This window comes from Aporhodopirellula sallentina SM41 (assembly GCF_000346505.1).
Lineage (GTDB): Bacteria > Planctomycetota > Planctomycetia > Pirellulales > Pirellulaceae > Rhodopirellula > Rhodopirellula sallentina.
This window is the reverse complement of the sequence record NZ_ANOH01000364.1, coordinates 53,568-73,666: the sequence shown is the minus strand read 5'-3', so window position 1 is coordinate 73,666 and position 20,099 is coordinate 53,568. Positions and strand designations below refer to the sequence as shown.

At 54.4% G+C, this 20,099-nt stretch carries 15 protein-coding genes; 6 read left to right on the top strand and 9 right to left on the bottom strand.

The genetic code is table 11. The features are described 5' to 3' along the window. The 5 genes from RSSM_RS24105 to RSSM_RS24085 form a co-directional block, all read right to left on the bottom strand. The coding region (locus RSSM_RS24105) for a siderophore-interacting protein (protein WP_008685662.1) at positions 1-268 on the bottom strand (268 nt) is incomplete at its 3' end. Positions 269-294: 26 nt separating this feature from the next. Continuing rightward, entirely contained in the window at positions 295-732 is a 438-nt protein-coding gene (locus tag RSSM_RS24100; protein ID WP_008685660.1) for a MarR family winged helix-turn-helix transcriptional regulator, read from the bottom strand. A gap of 186 nt (positions 733-918) precedes the next feature. Beyond that, positions 919-1,896 (bottom strand): LLM class oxidoreductase, encoded by a 978-nt coding sequence (locus RSSM_RS24095; RefSeq protein ID WP_008685658.1) that lies wholly within the window; start codon positions 1,894-1,896, stop codon positions 919-921. Between the two features lie 42 nt (positions 1,897-1,938). Beyond that, positions 1,939-2,925: a zinc-dependent alcohol dehydrogenase family protein gene (locus RSSM_RS24090; protein WP_008685656.1), complete on the bottom strand. Its 987-nt coding sequence runs from the start codon at positions 2,923-2,925 to the stop codon at positions 1,939-1,941. A gap of 66 nt (positions 2,926-2,991) precedes the next feature. Then, positions 2,992-3,837 carry an enoyl-CoA hydratase/isomerase family protein gene (locus RSSM_RS24085; protein ID WP_008685641.1) on the bottom strand — a complete coding sequence of 282 codons (846 nt, stop codon included), beginning with the start codon at positions 3,835-3,837 and terminating at the stop codon, positions 2,992-2,994. Positions 3,838-4,584: 747 nt separating this feature from the next. On the opposite strand from RSSM_RS24085, the gene RSSM_RS24080 reads away from it, so the two are divergent. The 3 genes from RSSM_RS24080 to RSSM_RS31925 all read left to right on the top strand — a co-directional run bounded on the left by RSSM_RS24080 (position 4,585) and on the right by RSSM_RS31925 (position 10,963). After that, a complete protein-coding gene (locus tag RSSM_RS24080; protein WP_008685637.1) occupies positions 4,585-6,516 on the top strand; it encodes an FAD-binding protein in 1,932 nt (643 codons plus the stop codon). After that, positions 6,516-8,225, top strand: coding sequence for a hypothetical protein (locus tag RSSM_RS24075; protein ID WP_008685636.1), 1,710 nt, complete (start codon positions 6,516-6,518; stop codon positions 8,223-8,225). The genes RSSM_RS24080 and RSSM_RS24075 overlap by 1 nt, the downstream gene beginning before the upstream one ends. Positions 8,226-8,497: 272 nt before the next feature. Continuing rightward, a complete protein-coding gene (locus RSSM_RS31925) occupies positions 8,498-10,963 on the top strand; it encodes a glycosyltransferase (RefSeq protein WP_144060079.1) in 2,466 nt (821 codons plus the stop codon). Here RSSM_RS31925 and RSSM_RS32695 read toward each other — a convergent pair. Next, the gene (locus tag RSSM_RS32695) at positions 10,860-11,459 is read right to left on the bottom strand and encodes a histidine phosphatase family protein (protein ID WP_044303495.1); all 600 of its coding nucleotides are present in this window, start codon (positions 11,457-11,459) and stop codon (positions 10,860-10,862) included. The two genes, RSSM_RS31925 and RSSM_RS32695, sit on opposite strands and share 104 nt — an antisense overlap. Positions 11,460-11,975: 516 nt before the next feature. On the opposite strand from RSSM_RS32695, the gene RSSM_RS24055 reads away from it, so the two are divergent. Then, positions 11,976-13,328 (top strand): vitamin K epoxide reductase family protein, encoded by a 1,353-nt coding sequence (locus RSSM_RS24055; protein ID WP_236621350.1) that lies wholly within the window; start codon positions 11,976-11,978, stop codon positions 13,326-13,328. Positions 13,329-13,445: 117 nt separating this feature from the next. Here the strand turns inward: RSSM_RS24055 and RSSM_RS24050 are convergent, their stop codons facing one another. The 3 genes from RSSM_RS24050 to RSSM_RS24040 form a co-directional block, all read right to left on the bottom strand. Then, positions 13,446-14,615 carry an App1 family protein gene (locus RSSM_RS24050; RefSeq protein WP_008685625.1) on the bottom strand — a complete coding sequence of 390 codons (1,170 nt, stop codon included), beginning with the start codon at positions 14,613-14,615 and terminating at the stop codon, positions 13,446-13,448. Positions 14,616-14,872: 257 nt separating this feature from the next. Continuing rightward, on the bottom strand, positions 14,873-15,205 hold the full coding sequence (locus RSSM_RS24045) for a hypothetical protein (RefSeq protein WP_008685623.1): 333 nt from the start codon (positions 15,203-15,205) through the stop codon (positions 14,873-14,875). A 369-nt stretch (positions 15,206-15,574) separates the two neighbouring features. Then, positions 15,575-16,723: an endonuclease/exonuclease/phosphatase family protein gene (locus RSSM_RS24040; protein ID WP_008685619.1), complete on the bottom strand. Its 1,149-nt coding sequence runs from the start codon at positions 16,721-16,723 to the stop codon at positions 15,575-15,577. 331 nt (positions 16,724-17,054) lie between these two features. Here RSSM_RS24040 and RSSM_RS24035 point away from each other — a divergent pair, with 331 nt between their 5' ends. Together RSSM_RS24035 and RSSM_RS31915 are read left to right on the top strand one after the other, a co-directional pair. Next, positions 17,055-18,146 carry an AI-2E family transporter gene (locus tag RSSM_RS24035; RefSeq protein WP_008685618.1) on the top strand — a complete coding sequence of 364 codons (1,092 nt, stop codon included), beginning with the start codon at positions 17,055-17,057 and terminating at the stop codon, positions 18,144-18,146. Between the two features lie 120 nt (positions 18,147-18,266). After that, positions 18,267-20,000, top strand: coding sequence for a COG1361 family protein (locus tag RSSM_RS31915; RefSeq protein WP_052336105.1), 1,734 nt, complete (start codon positions 18,267-18,269; stop codon positions 19,998-20,000). The last annotated feature ends 99 nt before the right edge of the window (positions 20,001-20,099 follow it).

The window sequence follows — 20,099 nt, the reverse complement described above, 5'->3', positions numbered from 1 at the left end:
GGCGTTGACGCCCAACGCGATGCGGCCCGAGAGGCGAGTGGATCACGAAGTCAATGTCAATTTCGGTCGGTCGTTGATTGCGAATCGTGTAGGTCCGAATCAATGGTCGCGGTCGTCGCTCATCGTGCAACAGCAGTTTGACGTAAGCACTTTCCTGGTCGGCGGGAAGCTGTGCGAGTGCGTCGCCGGCGAGAGTGACTCGGCGCATGTGTTCGGTAAGTTGCAGGTTGCGAACGACTTTGAGCGCCATGGTCGGACGTTTTGACATTGACTTTCTCCTTGTTTGATGTGCGTTTAAGATGCCGCTGGGACGCGAACGCTCTCGATCATGACGGTGGCGATGCGTACGAACGCCTCCACTTCTTTGGGCGATAGGTCTTTCGTCAGTTGCGCTGCGGCCTGTTTCTCCACGCGATTGATTTTCGTAAGGAGCTGCTTCCCTGTTTTGGTAAGAACGAGAAATTGGCTGCGTCCGTCGTTCGGATTTTCCGTTTTTTGGATAAAGCCGGATTGCGTTAAGTCGTTCAGAACCCGCGTCGTTTGGGCTTTGTCCTGATTCATCCGCTGGGCAACGGTGCGAGCAGTGCACTCGGGAACCCGTTCGATACATTTCAAAGTGCGGATGTGATTGACCGGCAGCAAAATTCCCTCGTTCTCAATGCCGTCATGTAGCTGTTTCTTGTAGGAGTGCATCAATTGATGCACCACTTCGCTGAGAGACATGTTGTTCATCGTGCGTGCCTTTCGGTTGATTTAGTCAACCATATGAAATTGGTTGACAAAGTCAACCAAAAGGCGGCGGGAATTCCGGTTGCTAGCGATGGATTGAGATGGCCTTCGTTGCATCACGGTATTCTGGCGTCAATCTCTTAGACGAATCGACTGTTCCGTTCGAGGGCATCTGGGGCGCGTAGCGTGCTACTGATGAAAGTGAGGAAGGATGTCCTCGGCGATGCGAACCATTGTTGCTTCGACGTCCTCGCGATTGAAACGGAGGTTGAGCGCAATGTGGTTGACGCCTATTTCCTGTCGCTCGGAGAGGTAATCGCGGAGATACTTGCTGCCCATCCGAAAACCGAGGTGAATCGGCTGTGGAGGAGTATCGGGGGTCGTTGTCAGATCGACATAGAGCGGCTGCATTACCGGTTGATTGGGACGCCCGAGTCGTTGGAGGCTTTCTCTCCAGGCGTTGATCGCTTCCGTTTGGGCCATGGTCGAGCGAGGATAGGTCATCCAGCCGTCGCCATTTTCGGCGATCCACTGCGGAGTTTGTTGGCTGCCACCGGTAATCAGCATCGGAAAGCTACCTGACGATGGTTTCGGAAGCATATCCAAATCGCCACGCAGTTTGCCGAACCTATTGTCCAGCGACGGCGAGTGTTGACTCATCTCGCGGATGTACTGAAAGCTTTCTCGGAACGCCGCACCTCGATCCGCGAAAGGGATTTTCAATGCGGGGTACTCTTCGGGCCGATCGCCTGAGGCCACGCCGAGTATGAGGCGGCCTCCGGACAAGACATCCGCTGTCGCGGCCGCTTTGGCAACGTGTGCCGGGTGACGCAGCGGCAGGACAATGCTGGCAACCCCCAACGCGATTTGCTGAGTCAGTCCGGCTAGCATCCCGAGGTAAACGAACGGATCGTAGGTTTGTCCGGCATCGCCAAAGGAAGGGACGTTGAATGGCACGTCACGCAGCCAGACCGCCGAGAAACCGAGTTTCTCGGCGAGTTGCACTCGTTCGATGTGCCTTTGCATCGTTGGCACCGGACGAAGATCATAATTCTCGATCGGGACAACCAAACCGACGCTCAAGCGATTGACACGTAGTGCCGAGTTATACCCGCGATTGATCGGTCGGAATTCGCTGTCTTGGAAACGGCTCGTCGTTGAAATCATGATTGCGTCCGGAAAAACTTATGAAGTTGCGAAGGTGATCGCTCAGTTTTCGATCACAACTTTGCCCATCCCTTTGCCGCTCTCGAGGCGTGCGTACGCCTTCCCAGCGTCTTCGAGTTGGAATTGCTCTTCATCGAGTACCGGTGTGAGCGCACCAGCCTCCGAGATCTGTGCCAACTGCCGGAGGATCTCTGCATGTTCTTCGCGTTTGTGATTGTGCAGCATCGGGATCAGCATAAATACGACATGCAGAGAGAGCCCTTTGAAGTGAGCCGGGGTCAAATCGAGTTCGCAAAGCGAAACCGTTGTGGCGATGTTTGCGTTCAACGCTGCCGCTTCGAAGGAATTCGTGAGGTTGGCTCCCCCGACCGAGTCGAACACCAGATCGAAACCTGCCCCGCCGGTGTGTTTGACGACATAGTCTTGAACCGTTTCGGTTTTGTAATTGATCCCTGTTGCACCGAGTTTCTCAATCAACGCGATTTGCTGGTCACCTCCGCCGGTCGAGTATACGTCCGCGCCGAAGTGTTTCGCGAGCTGGATGGCGACGTGCCCGACACCGCCGGATCCGCCATGGACGAGCACCTTTTGACCTTGGGTGATGCCCGCACGCATCAGCCCCTCGTATGCCGTGATTGCCACCAACGGCAGGGCGGCGGCCTCCTTCATCGAAAGGTTTTTGGGTTTGTGTGCAATCAAATTGGCATCGGCGACCATGTGGTCTGCGAGAGCACCGGGGAGGTCTGCTAAACCGCCCGCACATCCGTAGACTTCGTCACCGACTGAGTAGGCATCGACTCCTTCACCGACGGCTTCGACGGTGCCTGCGAAATCCATCCCGAGGATCGCTGGCGTATCGGGTGACAGCGGCAGATCTTTGCCCATGTTGCGGATCATCGTGTCGACGGTGTTGACGCTCGACGCAGCGACCTGCACGAGGACATGTCCCGGTTTGACGTCGGGTGTCGCAACGTCACTGAGTTCGAATTCGGAATCTTTGCCGTAGTTCTTGATTAGCATGGCTCGCATCGTAATGTCCTCGTAGAGAAGTTTCGGTTTAGAAGTGGGGCAGTTTAGGAAGTGGTAGTTGGTACGTTACTCGATCGCCTGTGTCAGGATGACAATGTCGTTCCAGCGACGTTGATTCTCGATGTCGTTCTGAAGCCCGTCCCTGTCTGCGTTGGCAAAACGTTTGATCGCGGGAGTTTGGCTGGTTGCCTGATACAGCCAGTAGGCTTCTTCTTTCAGAGCGTCTTGGATCGGTAAATCGATCGATGCAATCGCAGCTCGTTTGCACGCGCGGATTGACTCGGCCGGGAACTTTGCAATCCGGTTAGCCAGTTCATCGACGTAAGGACCAATCTCGTCAGGTTCGAGTGCTTTGTTGATCGTTCCGTATGCTTGTGCTTCGTCGGCATCGAAGTCCCGGGCGCTGAGAATGATCTCGAGTGCCCTCCCGAGTCCGACCTGTCTCGCCATTCGTGACGCTCCACCTCCGCACGGAAGGATTCCCATGGCGACCTCCATCTGCATGAACATCGCTTTGCCGCGTGCAGCGAATCTCATGTCGCACGCAAGGGCAAACTCGTGTCCACCGCCTCGGGCACATCCTTCGATCTTGGCAATGGTAGCCTGTGGGAGGTCGCTGATTCGTTGCAGCACCTTCTGAAGATAGAGCAGTTTCACTTCATCGCGTGAAACCGCTTCGGTCGACATGTCTTTGAGGAAATTAGTGTCCGCGTGAGCGACCCAGATTTCCGGATGGGCCGATGCAAAAACAACGACCTTGACCGTTCGGTCTTCTTCGAGGCTTTCAGCGAGCCTGTCCAGGTCGTCGAGCATTGGGATTCCCTGCACGTTTACCGGAGGGCAGTCAAACGTGACTGTCAAAACGCCGCTTTGCAGTGAAGTATGAAACGTTTCGTAGTTGTCGTAACTCATCTCGTGTTCCTGTGTGCAAGGCGGTTCGGCAGCGGTTGATTCACGGCGATGCACCGGGAAAGGCTGACTCGATCGCTTGGAATGACCTGCCCGTCGTAGGCAGATCGCCATCCGCCAGAGGCGACGAAAAACAATCGATCGGTTGTACGTTGCAATGGTAGGTGTAACGCGCGCGTCGACAAGAACGCACTTTTAAGGTCCTTAGTTACAGTTTGGATACCATTGCGGTCGAACGGCTTCCTCTAGGAACGTACGAAAAGCGGATTGGAATGGCTCCTGTCGCTCGAGAAGTTTAGATGAATAGTTCGTGAGCAAGATTGCCGTTTTGATCGACACACGCTCTCGCATTCGAATGAGGCAGAGGGAAAGGCGATGGATGCGTCGCATGAAATTGGTCCGGTGATCAAGACACGCGTTTGCTGTTCCGCCGAGGTGTTTGCGTCGGGAAATCACGGGTTTTCGCGTTGGTGGAATCTGCTGGGTGAAACCATGCATTTCGTCGAAATGCTGTGTCTCGAGTGTTCTTGAACCGTTCGGTGTAGCGGTGAACGAGTCCCGCATGAACGCCCTGCTTGCAGGTTGCCGACATGCCCGGAGGCAAGCCTAACACGTTCGATATGGATCGTTTGATGAAGACGAGGTTTCGTAAACTCCCGGTCACCGAGAGATTCGGCTACGCTTGCCCGCATTGTCGAAGTCAGACGACCTGACGTTGCACCGGAGGGTCTTCCGACGGACCCGTTTTCAATGACAAACGTCCGCGACTCATCCACGGCGAAGTTCATGGCGAGAATACTATTGACCGGGGCAACCGGTGGAATCGGTAAGCATGTCGCTTCCGACTTGGCAAACGAACATGTTGTGCATCCACTATCGCGGAGAAGTTCGGTTGATGGAGGGTTCGCGTCCTGTGACCTCGTTAAACAAGTTCCTCAACTCGCCGAGCAACGCGAAGGTGAGGATGCTCCAAAGATCGATTGCATTGTTCATCTCGCGACGACGTACAAGGTTGCCGATGACCTGGCGATGCTCGACAACTTGATTGCGTTCGCGAAAGAACATCACGTCGACCACTTTCTATACGTCAGTTCGTGGGTGGTGCATTTCCCACACCGTCCCATCTCGGCGTCCTACATTGAAATGAAGCGACGGTGCGAAGAACGATTGCTCGCATCGGGGCTGCAGCAGGTTCAGATCGTTCGCCCGAGTGTCGTCATCGGTGACAATCTATCGTGGACGAAGATCCTGAAGAGATTGGCTCCATGGAGCCCGATGATCCCGCACGCTTTTTCGCGTTCGTTCGTGACGATCGATGAAGTGAGTGAGGTCATCGGAGACGTCATCGCAGGAAAGCAGCAGTCGCCGGTGATTACCGTCTTGGGACGACGACAACCGCTCGCCGAAAAAGCAGCGGAACATCAAGGGAAATTCGGAGCGTGGCCCGGTTGGTTGGCGATTGTCGCCGGAGTTGCATCACTGTTGGTTATCACCGGCGCGGCAGTGAGTCCGGCGTGGTATTGGGCGACGGTCGTTTTGTTGTTCGTGGTCGGCGGCGTGTTGTGGATGTTGCTGCCGAAGCTTTTGGGGGGGCTTTCGGATTACTTTGCCGGGTTCGTGGAGCGACGATTCGAGCCGTCGAGCGAGCGAGACGTGGTCGCCCTTTGCAATCGTGTCAACGAAAACATTCATGTCCGTGGGTATGACAACGCTCGGCTGTATTTTCAGCGGCCTACGAGTCCAAGGCATACGACGGTTTGTTTGAAACGGTTTTGCAAAACGCTCGATATCGATGTCGAAAAACAGGTCGCTCACGTTCAGGCGGGGGCCAATTTCGGTCACCTTCTCCCGCAACTCGAGTCACGTGGGTTATGGTTGGAAAATTATCCCAATTACCACTTCATTTCGGTGGGAGCCTGCATCGCGACGGCTGTTCACGGTTCCAATTTGGACAAGCCGTTTCTAGCGGATTTGGTGAATTCCATTCGCTTCTATGACCGTGATCACGGCGGCATTGTTACGCTTCAGCGAGACGATTCAGGATTTGGCGAGTTGATCTTTAATCGCGTTTGTCCTCAAAAACATATCGTGTTATCGGCAGAGTTGCAGTTGTGCCCGCGTCAGTACTATGAGCTAACGACCGTCTCGCAGCCTGTCGAGAAACTGCGGTTTGAAAACATTGCGGACCGCTCAACGAAAACACAGCACTACGAAGTACGCATCAACTCTCCCGACTCTCGAAACGCGTACTTACAGTCGTATCGACAATTTTCGCCTGATGAATCGGGCGATTCGGCTGCGTCGATGCTTCGCATCAAAGCGGATTCGATTGGTCGGAAATGGAACGTGCTGCAGAAGAATGCCGCGATGTCCTTTCTAACGTCGTCAATATCCGGCGCGTTTATCAACTACGAGTGGTTCTTCACACCGGAGGAGTTTCAACGTTTCTGGAATGAGATCTCGACAGACAGGAAACGCTACCGCCTCTACAAGCTCTTGGTCAGATACAACCGCGAGCAGACGCATCTGAACACTCCCTACCATGGAACGGTTTCGATCGACGTGACGATCCGAAACACCAAACGCATGCTGGGAATTTCTACCGAGCTGTTTGAAAAGTTTCGTCCCCTAGAGCATCTGGGGAAATACTCGATTGAACGTTACATGAAGAAGCACGCGTGATGCGAAAACTTCAGATGATTGATGGCATCGGGCCATTCTTTCGACACTATGACAAGAAACGCATCAATTGGTCGAAGATCCCCTTTGCTGACATCGAAACCGATGATGGTCTCAAAGCGGAGGTGTTGAAATCAATTCCAGATGACTTTCTCACGTTTGTGCAGAGAACCAGTGCGCTCGGATACAACGCGATCACGCTCGACGACGTTGCCCACCTCGTTCCATGCGATCAATATCCCAAAAACTTGCAACGAAAGATCTCTGCCTACCGGGAGTTGTTTCGTCGCCTGATGCAGGTCGCCGACGAACACAGGATGCAAGTGTTCTTGACGATGGACGTGATGTTCTTTCACGAGTCGGTCCGTCCGTTGATCAAAGGAAACCGAGACCTCGCCAACGGATGGTTAAAAGACAACCTCGATCAGTTGTTCCGTGACTTTCCGTTGATTGCGGGCGTGATCATGCGGTTCGGCGAGTCCGATGGCGTGGACGTCAAAGGCGACTTTCGCAGTGAACTATGGTTGCGAAGGCCAATGGATGCGAAGCAGTTGTTGATCCGACTGCTTCCCGTTTTCGAGACACACCAACGCAAGCTCATCTTTCGAACTTGGTCCGTTGGGGCGCATCCGATCGGAGACTTGAATTGGAATCCGACTCGATTCGACCAAGCGTTCGGCGATATCAATAGCGAGGCATTGATCATCTCGTTGAAGTACGGAGAGTCTGACTTCTTTCGATACCTCCCCGTCAATCCGTTGTTTTTTCAGTCCCGACATCAAAAGATTATCGAGTTTCAGGCCCGTCGTGAGTATGAAGGGTTTGGCGCGTATCCGTCATTCATCGGTTGGGACTCTGCGAAGATTATGAAGGACCTCGAACCGGCAGAGAACGTTGTCGGGATGAGTGTTTGGTGTCAGACGGGCGGATGGGGAAAACGCCGGCAGTTGACCTACCTTCGCAATTCATCGTTATGGGTGGAGTTCAATACGCTGGCGTTGGCTAGGATTTGGCAGGGACGGGACGTTCATGAGGTGATCGAGGAATTTCGCGATCGATATTTGCCTGACGTTCCACGGGAAGCGTTTCTTGACTTTCTGACACGCAGCGAAGTGGTGATTAAGCGGTTGTTGTATGTCGCAGAGATGGCAGATCAGCGACTGTATTTTCGTCGTCTACGTTTGCCACCGCAGTTGTTCGTCTATTGGGATCGAATCATGATCGATCCCATCATTAAGAAAGTTTTGGCCGTCTTTGTCCACGACCGTGAACGCGCACTCAACGAGGGGCGTGAGGCATTAGAGAACCTCAGAGAGATGATTGCCGTTGCTAAAGAGAACGGCATTCCCACCCGAGGATTGTCGTTTCAGCTCGCAACGTTCGAGATCATTGCGATGGCGAGGGAGTACTACTTCGACGGCGATAAAGAGGCACCTCAGAAGTTGTCGCAAATGAAAGAAGAGTACAAGCGACGGTTTCGCAGGAACTATTCGGTGATCATCAAGTTAGGTGAGTCTCGAGTCCACCGTGTTCCGCTACGGTGGATATTGAAACTCATGTTACGGGATCGAAGCCGCTACCGAATGGTAGATCAAGTAATCACCATCCGCCTGCTTTGGTTGCTGCACCCGTTAGCGAGAAAGTTTCGTCATCGAATCGGACCCAAGTTTGCGAGCAAGCAGGCCATGGGGATCGAGACTTTGTTGAAATGAGTTGCATCGATGAATGCGATTGCATTGTGAAACCAATATGAAGTTCCTGATTTGTTGGCCGAACTTCTCATATGCGGGTAGTGTTCGACGCCGGTGCGAAATTAGCCTATTCATAGTGATTGGAAATCCGTTGACAAGTTTTCCACGACGAGGCCAGTGTGAATGTTTTTGAATCAAACGATCGTTGCCGTTATCGAATCTTAGGTTTCTCCGATACTTATGGTGCGAACGCGGGAAACGGGGTTGCTCGTTTTCTGCACGACATTCGCTCGATGGCCGATTTTCACGAGTTGCCGTTGGAATTAGTTGTGCCGGCGAAAGAGGAATCCGGCCCCGGTCTCATCCCGATACGAGCCCCCGCTTTTGCTGTTCCGGGGTATCCCGAGTTGCAGATATCGATGCCTCTTCGGCACCATCGCAAACAAATCGAACGGCACATTAAAACAACTCAACCTGACTGTATCCATATCTCCACTCCCGGACCGTTTGGCTGTTTCGGTATCGCGTTGGCGAAGCGATATCGGATTCCGATGGTGGGGATTTTCCATACGGATTTCGCGAGTTATGCTCGCGAGATCGTGTCGGCGCAGTTGGTGAACTTGCGAAACAACCCCGCCGGTTTTCTCAATGTCCGTGCCTCGCAGTTGCTGCCTTATGGTCTGCAGGCGTTGGCACACATGAGCGCGGTGAACCCAAATATCTTCCAAGATGTTACGACGATTGGCGAGATTCTATCGCGTAACTTTGACGCGTTGTCGAACGACCCGAGAACCGATAACGGCGTGTCGGCCGTTGCTGAGAAACTCGCGACGAGTGTGTTGAAAAAGTTCTACTCGAACTTTGATCTCGTGATCGCGCGATCGAACGCCCAACAGCATGAACTCGCCGAGCAACTGCAACTCGATCCTGCGAAGGTGCAGTGTTTGCGTCCGGGAACCAACGTTGAGAAATTTCACCCACGATATAAAGACCGAACCCTTTGGAAATCGCTCGGGGTTCCGGATGATGCGTTTGTGGTTCTCTATGTGGGACGCATCACACCGGAAAAGAACATCCCTTTTCTGCAACGCACCTGGGAGGAGGTGCAGTCTCGACAATCGCGGCGACGAGTTTGTCTCGTCGTTGTCGGAAATGGAGATGACAATTCGATTGAACAGCTTCGGAATGTGGACGGCGTTCATTGGCTGGGGCCGAAGCGAGGCGAAGAACTCTCGCGTATTTACGCGTCCTCGGATTTGATGGTATTCCCATCCACGACAGAGACCTTGGGACAGGTCGGGTTGGAAGCATGTGCGTCGGGCGTTCCGGTGATCGTCTCTGACCAAGGCGGGCCGCAGATGTATGTCGACGACGGTCGAACAGGTTTCGTTTTGTCGACCGACAACCCGAACGATTGGAGCGAGAAAATACTGGCTCTCGCCAATGGGGCGGATGCGTCGGTAGCCGAACTGGGAACGAACGCACGTACCCACGTCGCGGAACAATTCACTTTCGAGCATTCCCTGCGGAGTTATTGGGATCTCCATGCTCAGGCAATCGCTGAAAAGCGGCAGAAGAAGAAATCGTCACGAAAAGCAAACGTCAATCTAAGCCTCGTGAATTCTCTGCAAGACCGAATTCCGCAAAAGTCGATCTTGCTGCTAAGCGATTTTCACGCAGGCAAACGGTTCGGAAAGCCGTCGGAGCGGGAACAGAAGCAAGCCGCCGTCGAGGCGATGTTGTCGTTGGCTCTCGAAAAGGGACACGAGATTGTTTTCGGTGGCGATTTCGGTGACCACGGTGCCCGCGTATCGCGATTGGAAGCTGACTTCCAAGCGTTTCGGAATGTAAGAGAGCGATTGGGAGTCGAGGGCAAACCTCTGTTCATCCGTGGTAATCACGACTACGGGTTCACGGATGAACGTCTCAACGAGTTAACCGGCGGGTGCCGCGTCCATGACTCGTTGGTGTACTACGACCGAATGGCACGCGTCACGATCTGCCATGGTCACATCTTCGGCTTGCTGAAAACACAAACGGCCATTCACGACACCATTCGCAATGATCATGAAAGCAGAGCAAGGTTGCTCGAGAGACTACGCGAAGATGCGTTGGATGAAGAGCTGAAACCGTCTGTCATCGCCTACGATATCGCGAACATGATCGAGACCGGTTTGGCTGACCGAGGGATGCACGGACTCAGTACGGCTTGGGAAGGTGTTTATCAGTACCGAGCCATGCTGGCAGAGCAGATACTTAAATTCTCGAGAGGGTCGAATCAGTCCGATGAGGTGACTTGGAAGATGATCGCCGGTTTGGTCGGTACCCACGACAATGTGGAGGTAGCCGCAATGCTCGGCGTTGCGTGCGGCGGATGGGCTAGTTTGTTTGGGCATACACACGAACCGCTCGCCAAGCGAAAACGCGTTCGGACGCAAGATGGATCGCGTCGCTTCACACAATTGGTTGGCAACTCGGGGCACATCAATCGCAAATTCCCTACGTGTGTCGTCGCCGACTTCCCTGCCGTGACGGTCTATCGCTATGTGCCATCGCTCCGGAGGCTCAAAATCTACAAGAGAATCGTGCTCTCCGACGCTGACGTTCGTTTTTTCGGGCAGGCGTCGGACCGAGCCAACGAGGTCGGTTTGTCTGCTATGAAAGAAGATATTCCTGGTCGGCGAGGCACCGGAGTGCCGCCGTTTGCAGCGGCCGGATCTGGCGGTGAAGCCTCAGGTCAGTACCCGCTACCGTCGTGATCAGAATCTGCAGCGGGTCGCCGTGTGACACCAGGAGGTAGTTTTCTCCCTCGTTTTCATTGTCGATTGAGAGCAGGAATTCGAGCGTTCGTTGGGAGACAGAACGGACGCTTTCAACGCCCCATTTCTGGTGCGATGCGTCTTCGTGATCAGCCGCCCAAACGGTTTGATAGTTTTGGTCGGATTGTCCGTCCCATTGGCCAAAGTAACGCTCTCGCAGACGGAGTTCGTTCTCGATCGGAACTCCCAATTGCTCGGCTGCGATCTCCGCCGTTTGACGCGTGCGTAGAAAGTCAGAGGTATAGATTCGCTTGACCTTCTTCAGCTCTTCGTGCTGTTGAGATACCGATTCGCGAACTTGCTCGCGACCTTTCGTCGTCAACCCATACCGCTCAACAGCGATCGTCGGGCAGCTGGCGATGAGTGACAGTTCGTTGGCCTCGCTTTGACCGTGCCGGAGAACAAAGAAGCGGTTTCGAAGCGATTGTGTATTCACGGAAGTGCACGTTGGTGTGGCTCGGTAGTTGTAGGGCCTAGGGTAACACACCGCTTGGAGGCAGCCGCGTGGGCAATGATGAAGATTGCATCAGGACCCGCCGTGGAATGTTCTGCACCTGGGGATTGCGGGCGGAAGCGGGGTTGCGTTTGTGGATCGAGGGATGCCGTTGGGTATGTCGGGGGGACCAAGGTTACCGCGATCAACGAGCGAGCAGCCCATGCGGATTGGTCGGTAAACGATCAGTCTGCTCGTCCGGGAAAACGCGAGACGCCGTGTCGTATTGGAGGCGACGTTCGGGGCATCGTTGCAAAACCTCGGGATCGGTTTGTGGTTGGCACAAAAACTGCGTTTTGGGTTTCGAGTTTGGCACGGAAACCGCGTTCGGTGTGCCACTCTGCCCGTTGATTCGCAACATGAATTTCCTGCCTGCTATCGGAGTTTGTTATGTCGACCGTTGATTTACATCGCCCTGGATCCTATTCGCTTTCCAAAAAGCACTGGGGTAGATTCACGGTGCATCCGTGCACTGGTCGTGAGGAGGGGCAGCGGGTTCCCGCGGTCGCGCGGTGGGTGATGTTGGTTTGCAGTTCGGTCGCGTTGCTTACAAGCGGATATCTGGTTTGGTCCGCCGTGACGATGTCTCCCGTGGCCGGTTGTGGTGGCGGAAGTTTGTTTAGCTGCGATCATGTGCTGCACAGTCGGTGGTCCAAGGTGCTGTCCATTCCCATCAGTGTCCCCGCTATTTTGACGCACATGACGGTGATCGGACTGCTGATAGCCCGCGTTGAGAATCGCCGCATTGATGATCTACGTTGGACGGGGATTGGCATCGCTAGCATCGCGGCTGGTGGTGCGGCGGTATGGTTCATTGGTTTGCAGATCTTCGCGCTCGGGCATTTGTGTCCGTATTGCTTGGTGGCTCATGTCGCCGGACTGTTGCTGGCGACGACCTACCTGTTGGTTCGTCCTGTCAGCCCTCGTTCGATGACGCGAATCGTCGGATGTGGGATCGGGATGTTGGCGATTTTGATTGCGATGCAGGTAGGTGCGGATGCTCCTCCAACCTTTGAAACAATCGAGTATCCGACCACGCCGGCGGTGAGTGGGGATGATGACGAGGCTGTAGATGCGTCTGATGAGATGCTGTTCGCTCCCCCTTCTTCGGCGAATTTAGAGAGCAGCGGATTTGATCGCTTGGCGGCGTATCAATCCGTCAATCTGGCACGCTTTGCGTTAGCTCTCGTGGATCCCTCGATGGCGATGTTGGGAGACGTGGGGGCAGCGAGCGAACCAAATTTCCGAACCATTCAGGTGCTAGGCGGTGTGAAGCTGTCGACGAAGGATTGGCCTTTGATCGGCAACCCAGACGCCGAGACTGTTTTTGTTGAGATGTTTGATTACACCTGTCCGCACTGCCAACGCACTCACGCGTCGCTGAACGCCGCGCGTGAGCATTTCGGAGAGAAACTCGCGGTCATCACACTCCCGGTGCCGCTCGACCGGAAGTGCAACTCCACGGTTCAGACCACTCATTCGAGCCATGCGGAATCATGCGATTTGTCGAAACTAGCGGTCGCAGTATGGTTGACCGACCGTACGCAGTTCGAGGCATTTCACGATTACTTGTTTGAATCGAAGCCGACCTACGCCCAAGCACGGCGACACGCGTCATCGCTCGTGAACGAGCAAAAAATCGCGGAGGTTCTCAACGGATCCGTGCCACACGACTATATCCAACGACACGTGCAACTTTACAAACGCGCCGGATCCGGAAAAATTCCAAAGATCATGTTTCCCAAGGTGACGACCGTCGGTGCGGTCGACTCGCCACAGTCGATGATCGACCTTATCATCCGAAATCAGTAGGCATTGCCAAAGACGAAGCCTGGCATTCGGGTAGGCGGTAGTGGATCTTGTTCAAGATCCTGCTGCTTGAGGATCTTTGACAAGATCCACTACGAGGAAATGGAGGTGCGTCAACTACTAGACGGGTGGACGTTCGGTGTCACGGCGGGTTGCTTGGACAATTGTGGGCAAGGCGTCGCGGTCGAGCCATCCGTGTTCGGCTGCGATCTCGGCAGCTTGAACGCTATCTTTGATCAAGTACATCGGTACTCCGGCTTGTGCGGCCTGGCGTACGTATTGATCGACTTTCGCGTCGTGGCTGCTGCTGATCATCGGATCGACGTCGCGGATGAAGATTCCACGGATGCGATCGGGAAATTCTTCGGCCGCCGCCGCGTAAAGCCTGGCGTCCTCTTGCCCTGAGTCTCCGAAGAGAAGAAAGGGAAGATGCTTGTACGCGCGAATGAGGCGGCGTGCCTTGTCGAGTTTATGCTCGTGCCCTGATTTCAAGAATTTGTTTTCGTCGAAACCCAAGTCTCGTAGAAGCAACGGCCCGCGTGGGATCGCGTTCAGTTCCAGGAAGTCTTCGAGCAAGTCGTAGAGGTTCCACGGCGAGCTTGATACGTAGAAGATTGGATTGATCGGTGTGTTGCCGTCTTCGCACTGCAAACGTTCGTATAGTGCGGCAACACCATCGAGCGGAGCACGGGTGCGGGCGTTGCCGAAGAAAGTAAGCTTGGCCATCGTCACGATATTCGTGGCACCGGTGTGCAGAATCGTGTCGTCAACGTCGCTGATGATGGCGAACTTGGCCTCACTGGGGACCGAAAGAAGATGGCAGGTTGTCTGATCACTTTCGCGCCGCGCCCTGGGATGGTTTTTGATGCGAAGTTTCGCCATGTCCCAAAATGCCGCGCTCTCCTGAGGTGGACGGTCCAGCGTCAAGTGGAAGTAGCCTTCAGAGTCCGATGTGGTGGTGGCCGTGTGCCCATCGAACGCTCCTTCGATGGTCACGCCAGGCACTTCATTGCTGACGAAGCGTTGGACGGCATTTTGCAGATTTCTCCACCAGTGATCGGTTTGGTAATCGGAGTCGATCGGAGGATTGGTCAGGACGCGTCCATGCAGGTAGATGCGTTCGGACGTTGCGTACCCCATGTACGGTTGGATCTTGGGGATGTCTTCGTGGCCGAAGCGTCGTTTCAAACGGCGTACGCCTGAGTCAGCGATGTCGTCCGCAGCGGACGCAGTCCGTGTCAGCCATTCTTTAAACGGAGTTGGCCATTGTTCGTCGTTGGCAACGGTCACTTGATTGATCCTTCCTTTTCGAAAGCGAGCGACTGACTCGCACCGGCACGACGAAAGAGGACGCCATGCTCTGTTGAGACATGGCGTTCACCGAAGTGCATTGTGTTCAGTGAAGAGATGTCTCATCTTCGCTCGCGTTGTGCAAAAAAACAGCCGATCGAAAGACCGGCTGTTGTGGGTAAACGTCAAATTCGCGATCGAGGTTTGTCTTCGCTGATATCAGCGAGCGGACCGACCGAATCGCGGAGGCTGTCGAATTATTCGACCTCTTGGACCGTTTCGTTGTCGTCCATCTCTTCGAGTTGATCGGCGCGTTGTTCGCCTTCAGCCTCGATTTCATCTGCGATTTGCTCGCCGCGGTCTTCGAGGTTTTCGGCTCGCTCGTCAGCTTGGTCTTCCCAAGCGGGGCGTGCCGACTCGTAACGCTCTTCCATGTTTTCGGCAGCGTTGTCGTAGTTCTCGCGAACATCGTCAGCGTATTGCTGGGTGGTGTCGCGGACTTCTTCGGCTCGTTCGTCATAGACGGAATCGTCACATCCGACGACACTCAAACCGAGAGCAAGGGTCAAAATACTAAGCAAAGTCTTCATCTTGTTGCCTACTGAAATAGGGGAAATTCTCTGCCGGCTAACGTGATGTTGCAGGCGTGATTGGGAGTCAAACTGTGGGGTGAGATAGGCAATCGTCGTGCCAAACCCAAGTTCACGTCGACGATTCGCTCTATGCAGTCGACGATGAGCGTCGAGGGAACGTGACACCGCAGAATTCGGCGCAGAAGACTGGTGTGCCTTGGCTCACGCCGGTCGATTCGCTGACCGCTACCCGATCACATTGGCAAGAATGCCGCTCGGGGCCGATCGTTTCGTCCCGGCGTATCGTTCGGTCGGCGGGCGTTCATCCGGTGGTGCTGTGTGAACCACGTCGAACGCCGATCGGCTGGTTTGTATTCGGGGAGGTTTTTAGTCTCGGATGGCGTGTTCGGGTTCGCGGTGAACTGCTTCTCCTTGGATCTCATCATTTTCGCGAGCCCGTTCGATCCGAAGGTCAACTTCATCGGAATCGTTCGCCTTCTCATCGAGCACTTCATGCTCGTTTTGGTGCTCCGGTTCGAGACGCAAATCGATCAGCATCGGGAAGTGATCCGAACCGATATGAGGCAACCGGTGGATGTCGCTGACCGTGAAGTGAGGCGAATGGAAGATATGATCGAGCGGGTACCGGCAATACCAATGGTCTGCATGGAATGTGTTGAAAAACCCCCTACCCCGCCGAGGATCGAGCATGCCACTGGTGCGGAGGAACAACCGCGTCGTTGCCGACCACGCGACGTCGTTGAGGTCGCCGCCAATCAGAGTCGGTCCGGTTTCCTCGGCGAGCTCTTGCCCCCAAATCGTGAGTTCGGCATCGCGTGCGGTCGCGTCGTTGCCTCTCCATGGTTCCGGTGGGCGGGGGTGGACGGCAATGACGCGGATTTGCCGACCATCTTCGATTCGAAGTATCGCGTCGATCGACGGGATGTCTTCCTGAACGAGAAAGCGAATCTTGTGTTCGACGATCGGGTATCGCGACAACATCATCATCCCGTACCAATTCTTCTGCGGTTGGATGATCTGATAAGGATAACGCTCGAGGATTGGCGAAACGCTGTCTACCCAGCGCTCGTCAATTTCCAACGCGACGAGAATGTCCGGATCCGCATCTTCAATGACCTGGGTCCACTGTTCGAATTGGTCGTTCTCTTCTTCCACGTTGGACACCACCATTCGCAACGAAGCGGGGTCGCGTTCTCGGCGATGTTGCTTTTGCGTCGGTTTGGCCTGTTTCGGGAAAATAGGGGTGTACGGCAGGATCCGAAACCCGTGCCACAACGTCAGACCGATCGCCAAGGCGAGGAACACCCAATCGGAAACCGGCGGCTGGCCAGGCAGCGCGGCGGCAATGGCAAAGTGCAGCAGTGCGATTGCCCAGCCGATTGCGATGATCTGAACACGCGGGAAATCCCAACCTCGAATGAACCAGTGAGGATGGGAGCTGAGGTTCAGCAGCGTGCCAGCGACCAAGCAAACTTGGATAAAGAGCAGGATGAAGTCGATTGTCGATAAAAGCATGGTTGTCCTTGTAGATATTGCAAACCGGACCAACTGGACGAAGGGTGCAAGATCTGCGCCGGAACGAGGTTTGCGTTGTTTCGCGGGAGGTTCACGTCCCGAGGAGTTGTGAGCTTTAAACTGGCGTTCATCACGCCGAGCCGGAAACACTGCGAATCAAGGTGATCGATCAATGGCTACGACGCGGGAACGCCCTTTTCAACCAAAGCAAACTGTCCAGCCGAGACAAGCTGTTCCACCGAGACAAGCACGTCTGCGATACGATTCTAACCCTGAGTCGGACGCGGAATGGCGGAATTATCACGCGCTCACGGCGTCAACCTCACCCTGGGTGATCTGCATCGCCGTGATTCTGTTGCTGGGTGTGCTCTACGTGGCGAGCAATCTGTTTGTCCCTCTCGCGATCGCATTGATCGCTTATTTGACACTTCGGCCGATCGTCGCTCGGTTGTGCGGGTTGGGTTTGAGTCAGGTGGCTGCCACCGCCATCGTGATCTTTGCCTTCTTCACAATGACTGCGGTGGTTGCCACCGTATTGTACGGTCCGCTGCAAACATGGCTCGCCGAGGCTCCTGAGAGCGTCAACCGGTTGCGTGAAAAAGTGGACCAGGTTGCGGAGCCATTGGCGACCGTGGAGCGTGCCGAAACGCAGCTCAGCAAGGCGACGGCAGGAGTGCGTGATGACACCACGGAGGTCACCGTGTCGGTTGAGAAGCCGAGCATCATCGATCCTTCGTATCTGATCAACCAAACCGGACACGTGCTCGCGTTCATCGCCGCGATCGGCGTGTTGACGTTCTTCATGCTGACCAATGGTGATGACGTTCTCAATCGCATACTGAACGTCCTTCCTGACGGAGGCCGTCGCAAGAAGGTTCTGCAAACCCTGGCAGAGATTCAAAACAGCGTGGGCACGTATCTCGGTCAGATTACGATGATCAACATCGGGCTCGGCGTTGCCGTCACGTTGGTGATGTGGGCCGTGGGAATGCCAACACCTTATCTTTGGGGAGCGATGGCGACGTTGTTCAATTTTGTGCCATACCTTGGTCCGATAGCCGGCACCGCGATCGTTCTAGTGGCAGCCGGAACCGAGTTTGATTCATTCGGCCGGGCTCTTTTGACGGCGGTTGCGTTCTGGGCGACCACGGCGGTGGAAGGTCAGTTTGTCACGCCAGCAATCCTCGGGCGAACGTTAAAGGTAGGCAGCCTGGTTGTGTTGGTGGCCGTCGCGTTTTGGGGATTCATGTGGGGGCTTCCTGGCGTTTTGTTGTCTGTGCCTTTGTTGATCGTCATGCGGCAAGTGTTTGCTCGGTTTGATGAAACGTACCCGATCGCGGTGGTGCTCGGTGAATACCCTTGTCGTCCTGGCGATGATTGCGAACCCGTCAAGGAAGATGAACCGATTGCCGAAACGGTTTAACTCTTGTGAAGGTTCCACGGATTGAATGACTTGGCATGAACGTTGCGAACACGAGAGGCAATGAACGGCGGGTTGCCGTTCCATTGATTTTACGTTTCACAACGCATTGAGGAGTACACAATGCCATTGAATTTCCGTCGTTCCCTACGACTAGTAGCATGCACCACGTTGGTGTTCATGATGTCGAGTGTCGGTGTTGCCACCGCCCAGACTACGATGCAAACCGGTGGCGGTTTGCTGATGATCAAAGCGGATATGCCCGAATCGGCGCGAGTCGGTGAACAGTTCACGTACACCGTCGAAGTGACCAACGCGTCCGACCAAACGGTTTTGCACGACATCAAGCTCAAGCAGCGTCGCGCGAAAGGTTTTCAAATCGAATCCGTTTCGGTGAACGGCAAACAAGAAGATACAAAACAAAGTGATGAATCCTCGTCGAGTCAGGATCAGAAGTCACAAAAACAGCAGTCGGACTCAGGTTCGAGCAACCAGGATCAAGGTAACCAGTCGCAGTCGAGCGATAAGGTAATGAAGATCGACACGCTAAAGCCCGGTGAACGTCGAGAGTTCACCATCCAGGCTTCGGGTGATGAAGAGGGAGAGCTGCGAAGTTGTTTGGAAGTTGTCAGCTACACCCCTGCGATCTGTTTGACGAGCCAAATCGTCAAGCCGGAGTTGGAGTTGACCAAGATGGCTCCCAAGAAAGCCAACCGTTGCAACGTGATTGAGCTGAATTACAAAGTGAAGAACGCCGGAAGTGGCGACGTTGGGAAGTTCGAAATCACCGACTCGCTCGGCGATGGGCTCGCAACGATTGACGGTGAAAGTGAACTATCCTTCCCCGTTGATGGACTCGCCGCCGGTGAGACACGTGAATTTGTTGCACGTGTTTATGCTCGCAAGTCCGGAACGTTTCGCAGCCGCGCTGTTGCTAAGGCTGACGGTAGTGAGTTGAAGAGTCGCAGCAAAGAAACCGCAACCGAAGTGATTGCTGCTGACTTGATGGTTCAGGTCGACGGAGCCGAACGCGTCTACGCAGACGATTTGGTGACTTTCACTGCCACCATCGCCAATACAGGCAATGCGGCTGCGGAGTCGGTGAACGTTACTGTCGAGTGGCCCGCAAAGGCTAATTTGGCTGACATGAGCGACTACAAGACGCAGCAGCACCAAGGGAATAACGCGCAGGGTGGTCAGTCGGGTGAACCGACTCCTGCGAGCGATAATCAAACCGCGGATAGCCAGAAATCCGACTCGCGAGACAATAACAAGATGGAGATGCAAACCGAGTCGTTTGTAATCGATCGTTTGGAAGCGGGACAGGCTGCTGAGTTTACCTACGCGATCCGTACCGACAATCTCGATAAGGTCGCTACGAAGGTGCGTGCACGTCACGTTTGTACCGTGGACGCGGCAGAAGACCAAGAAAAGTCGACTGCGAAAACTACCGCAACCTCGATGGCTACTGCCGAGGTCGTTCGTTTGCCCGCATTGCAACTCGCTGTGGTGGACGCCGAAGACCCTGTGAAGCAAGACGGTAACGTCGAGTACATCATCCAGGTTTGGAACGAAGGCGATGCCCCCGACCAGAACGTTCAGTTGGTTGCTATGTTGCCGAAGAACCTCAAGTTCAAGTCCGCCGATGGGCCAACTGATTCGCAAAGCGAAGGCAATGAAATCAAGTTCAAGCCGATCAAGACGATGGAACCGGGTGAACGTGTTGAGTACACCGTGACCGCAGAACCGACGGGTACCGGCAATGTTCGTTTCGAGGCCTCGCTGACGAGCAAAATGTTGCAAAATAAAGTGACCGGTGAAGAGCCGACGCGTCTATTTGCATCGCAGAAAAAGTAACCACGTTTGCGGTGATCAATCGCAAATGATCAACGTGGATCACTACAATTTTCTAACCTCGCCGGTCAGCCCGGCGAGGTTTTTTGCATGACCAAAGGA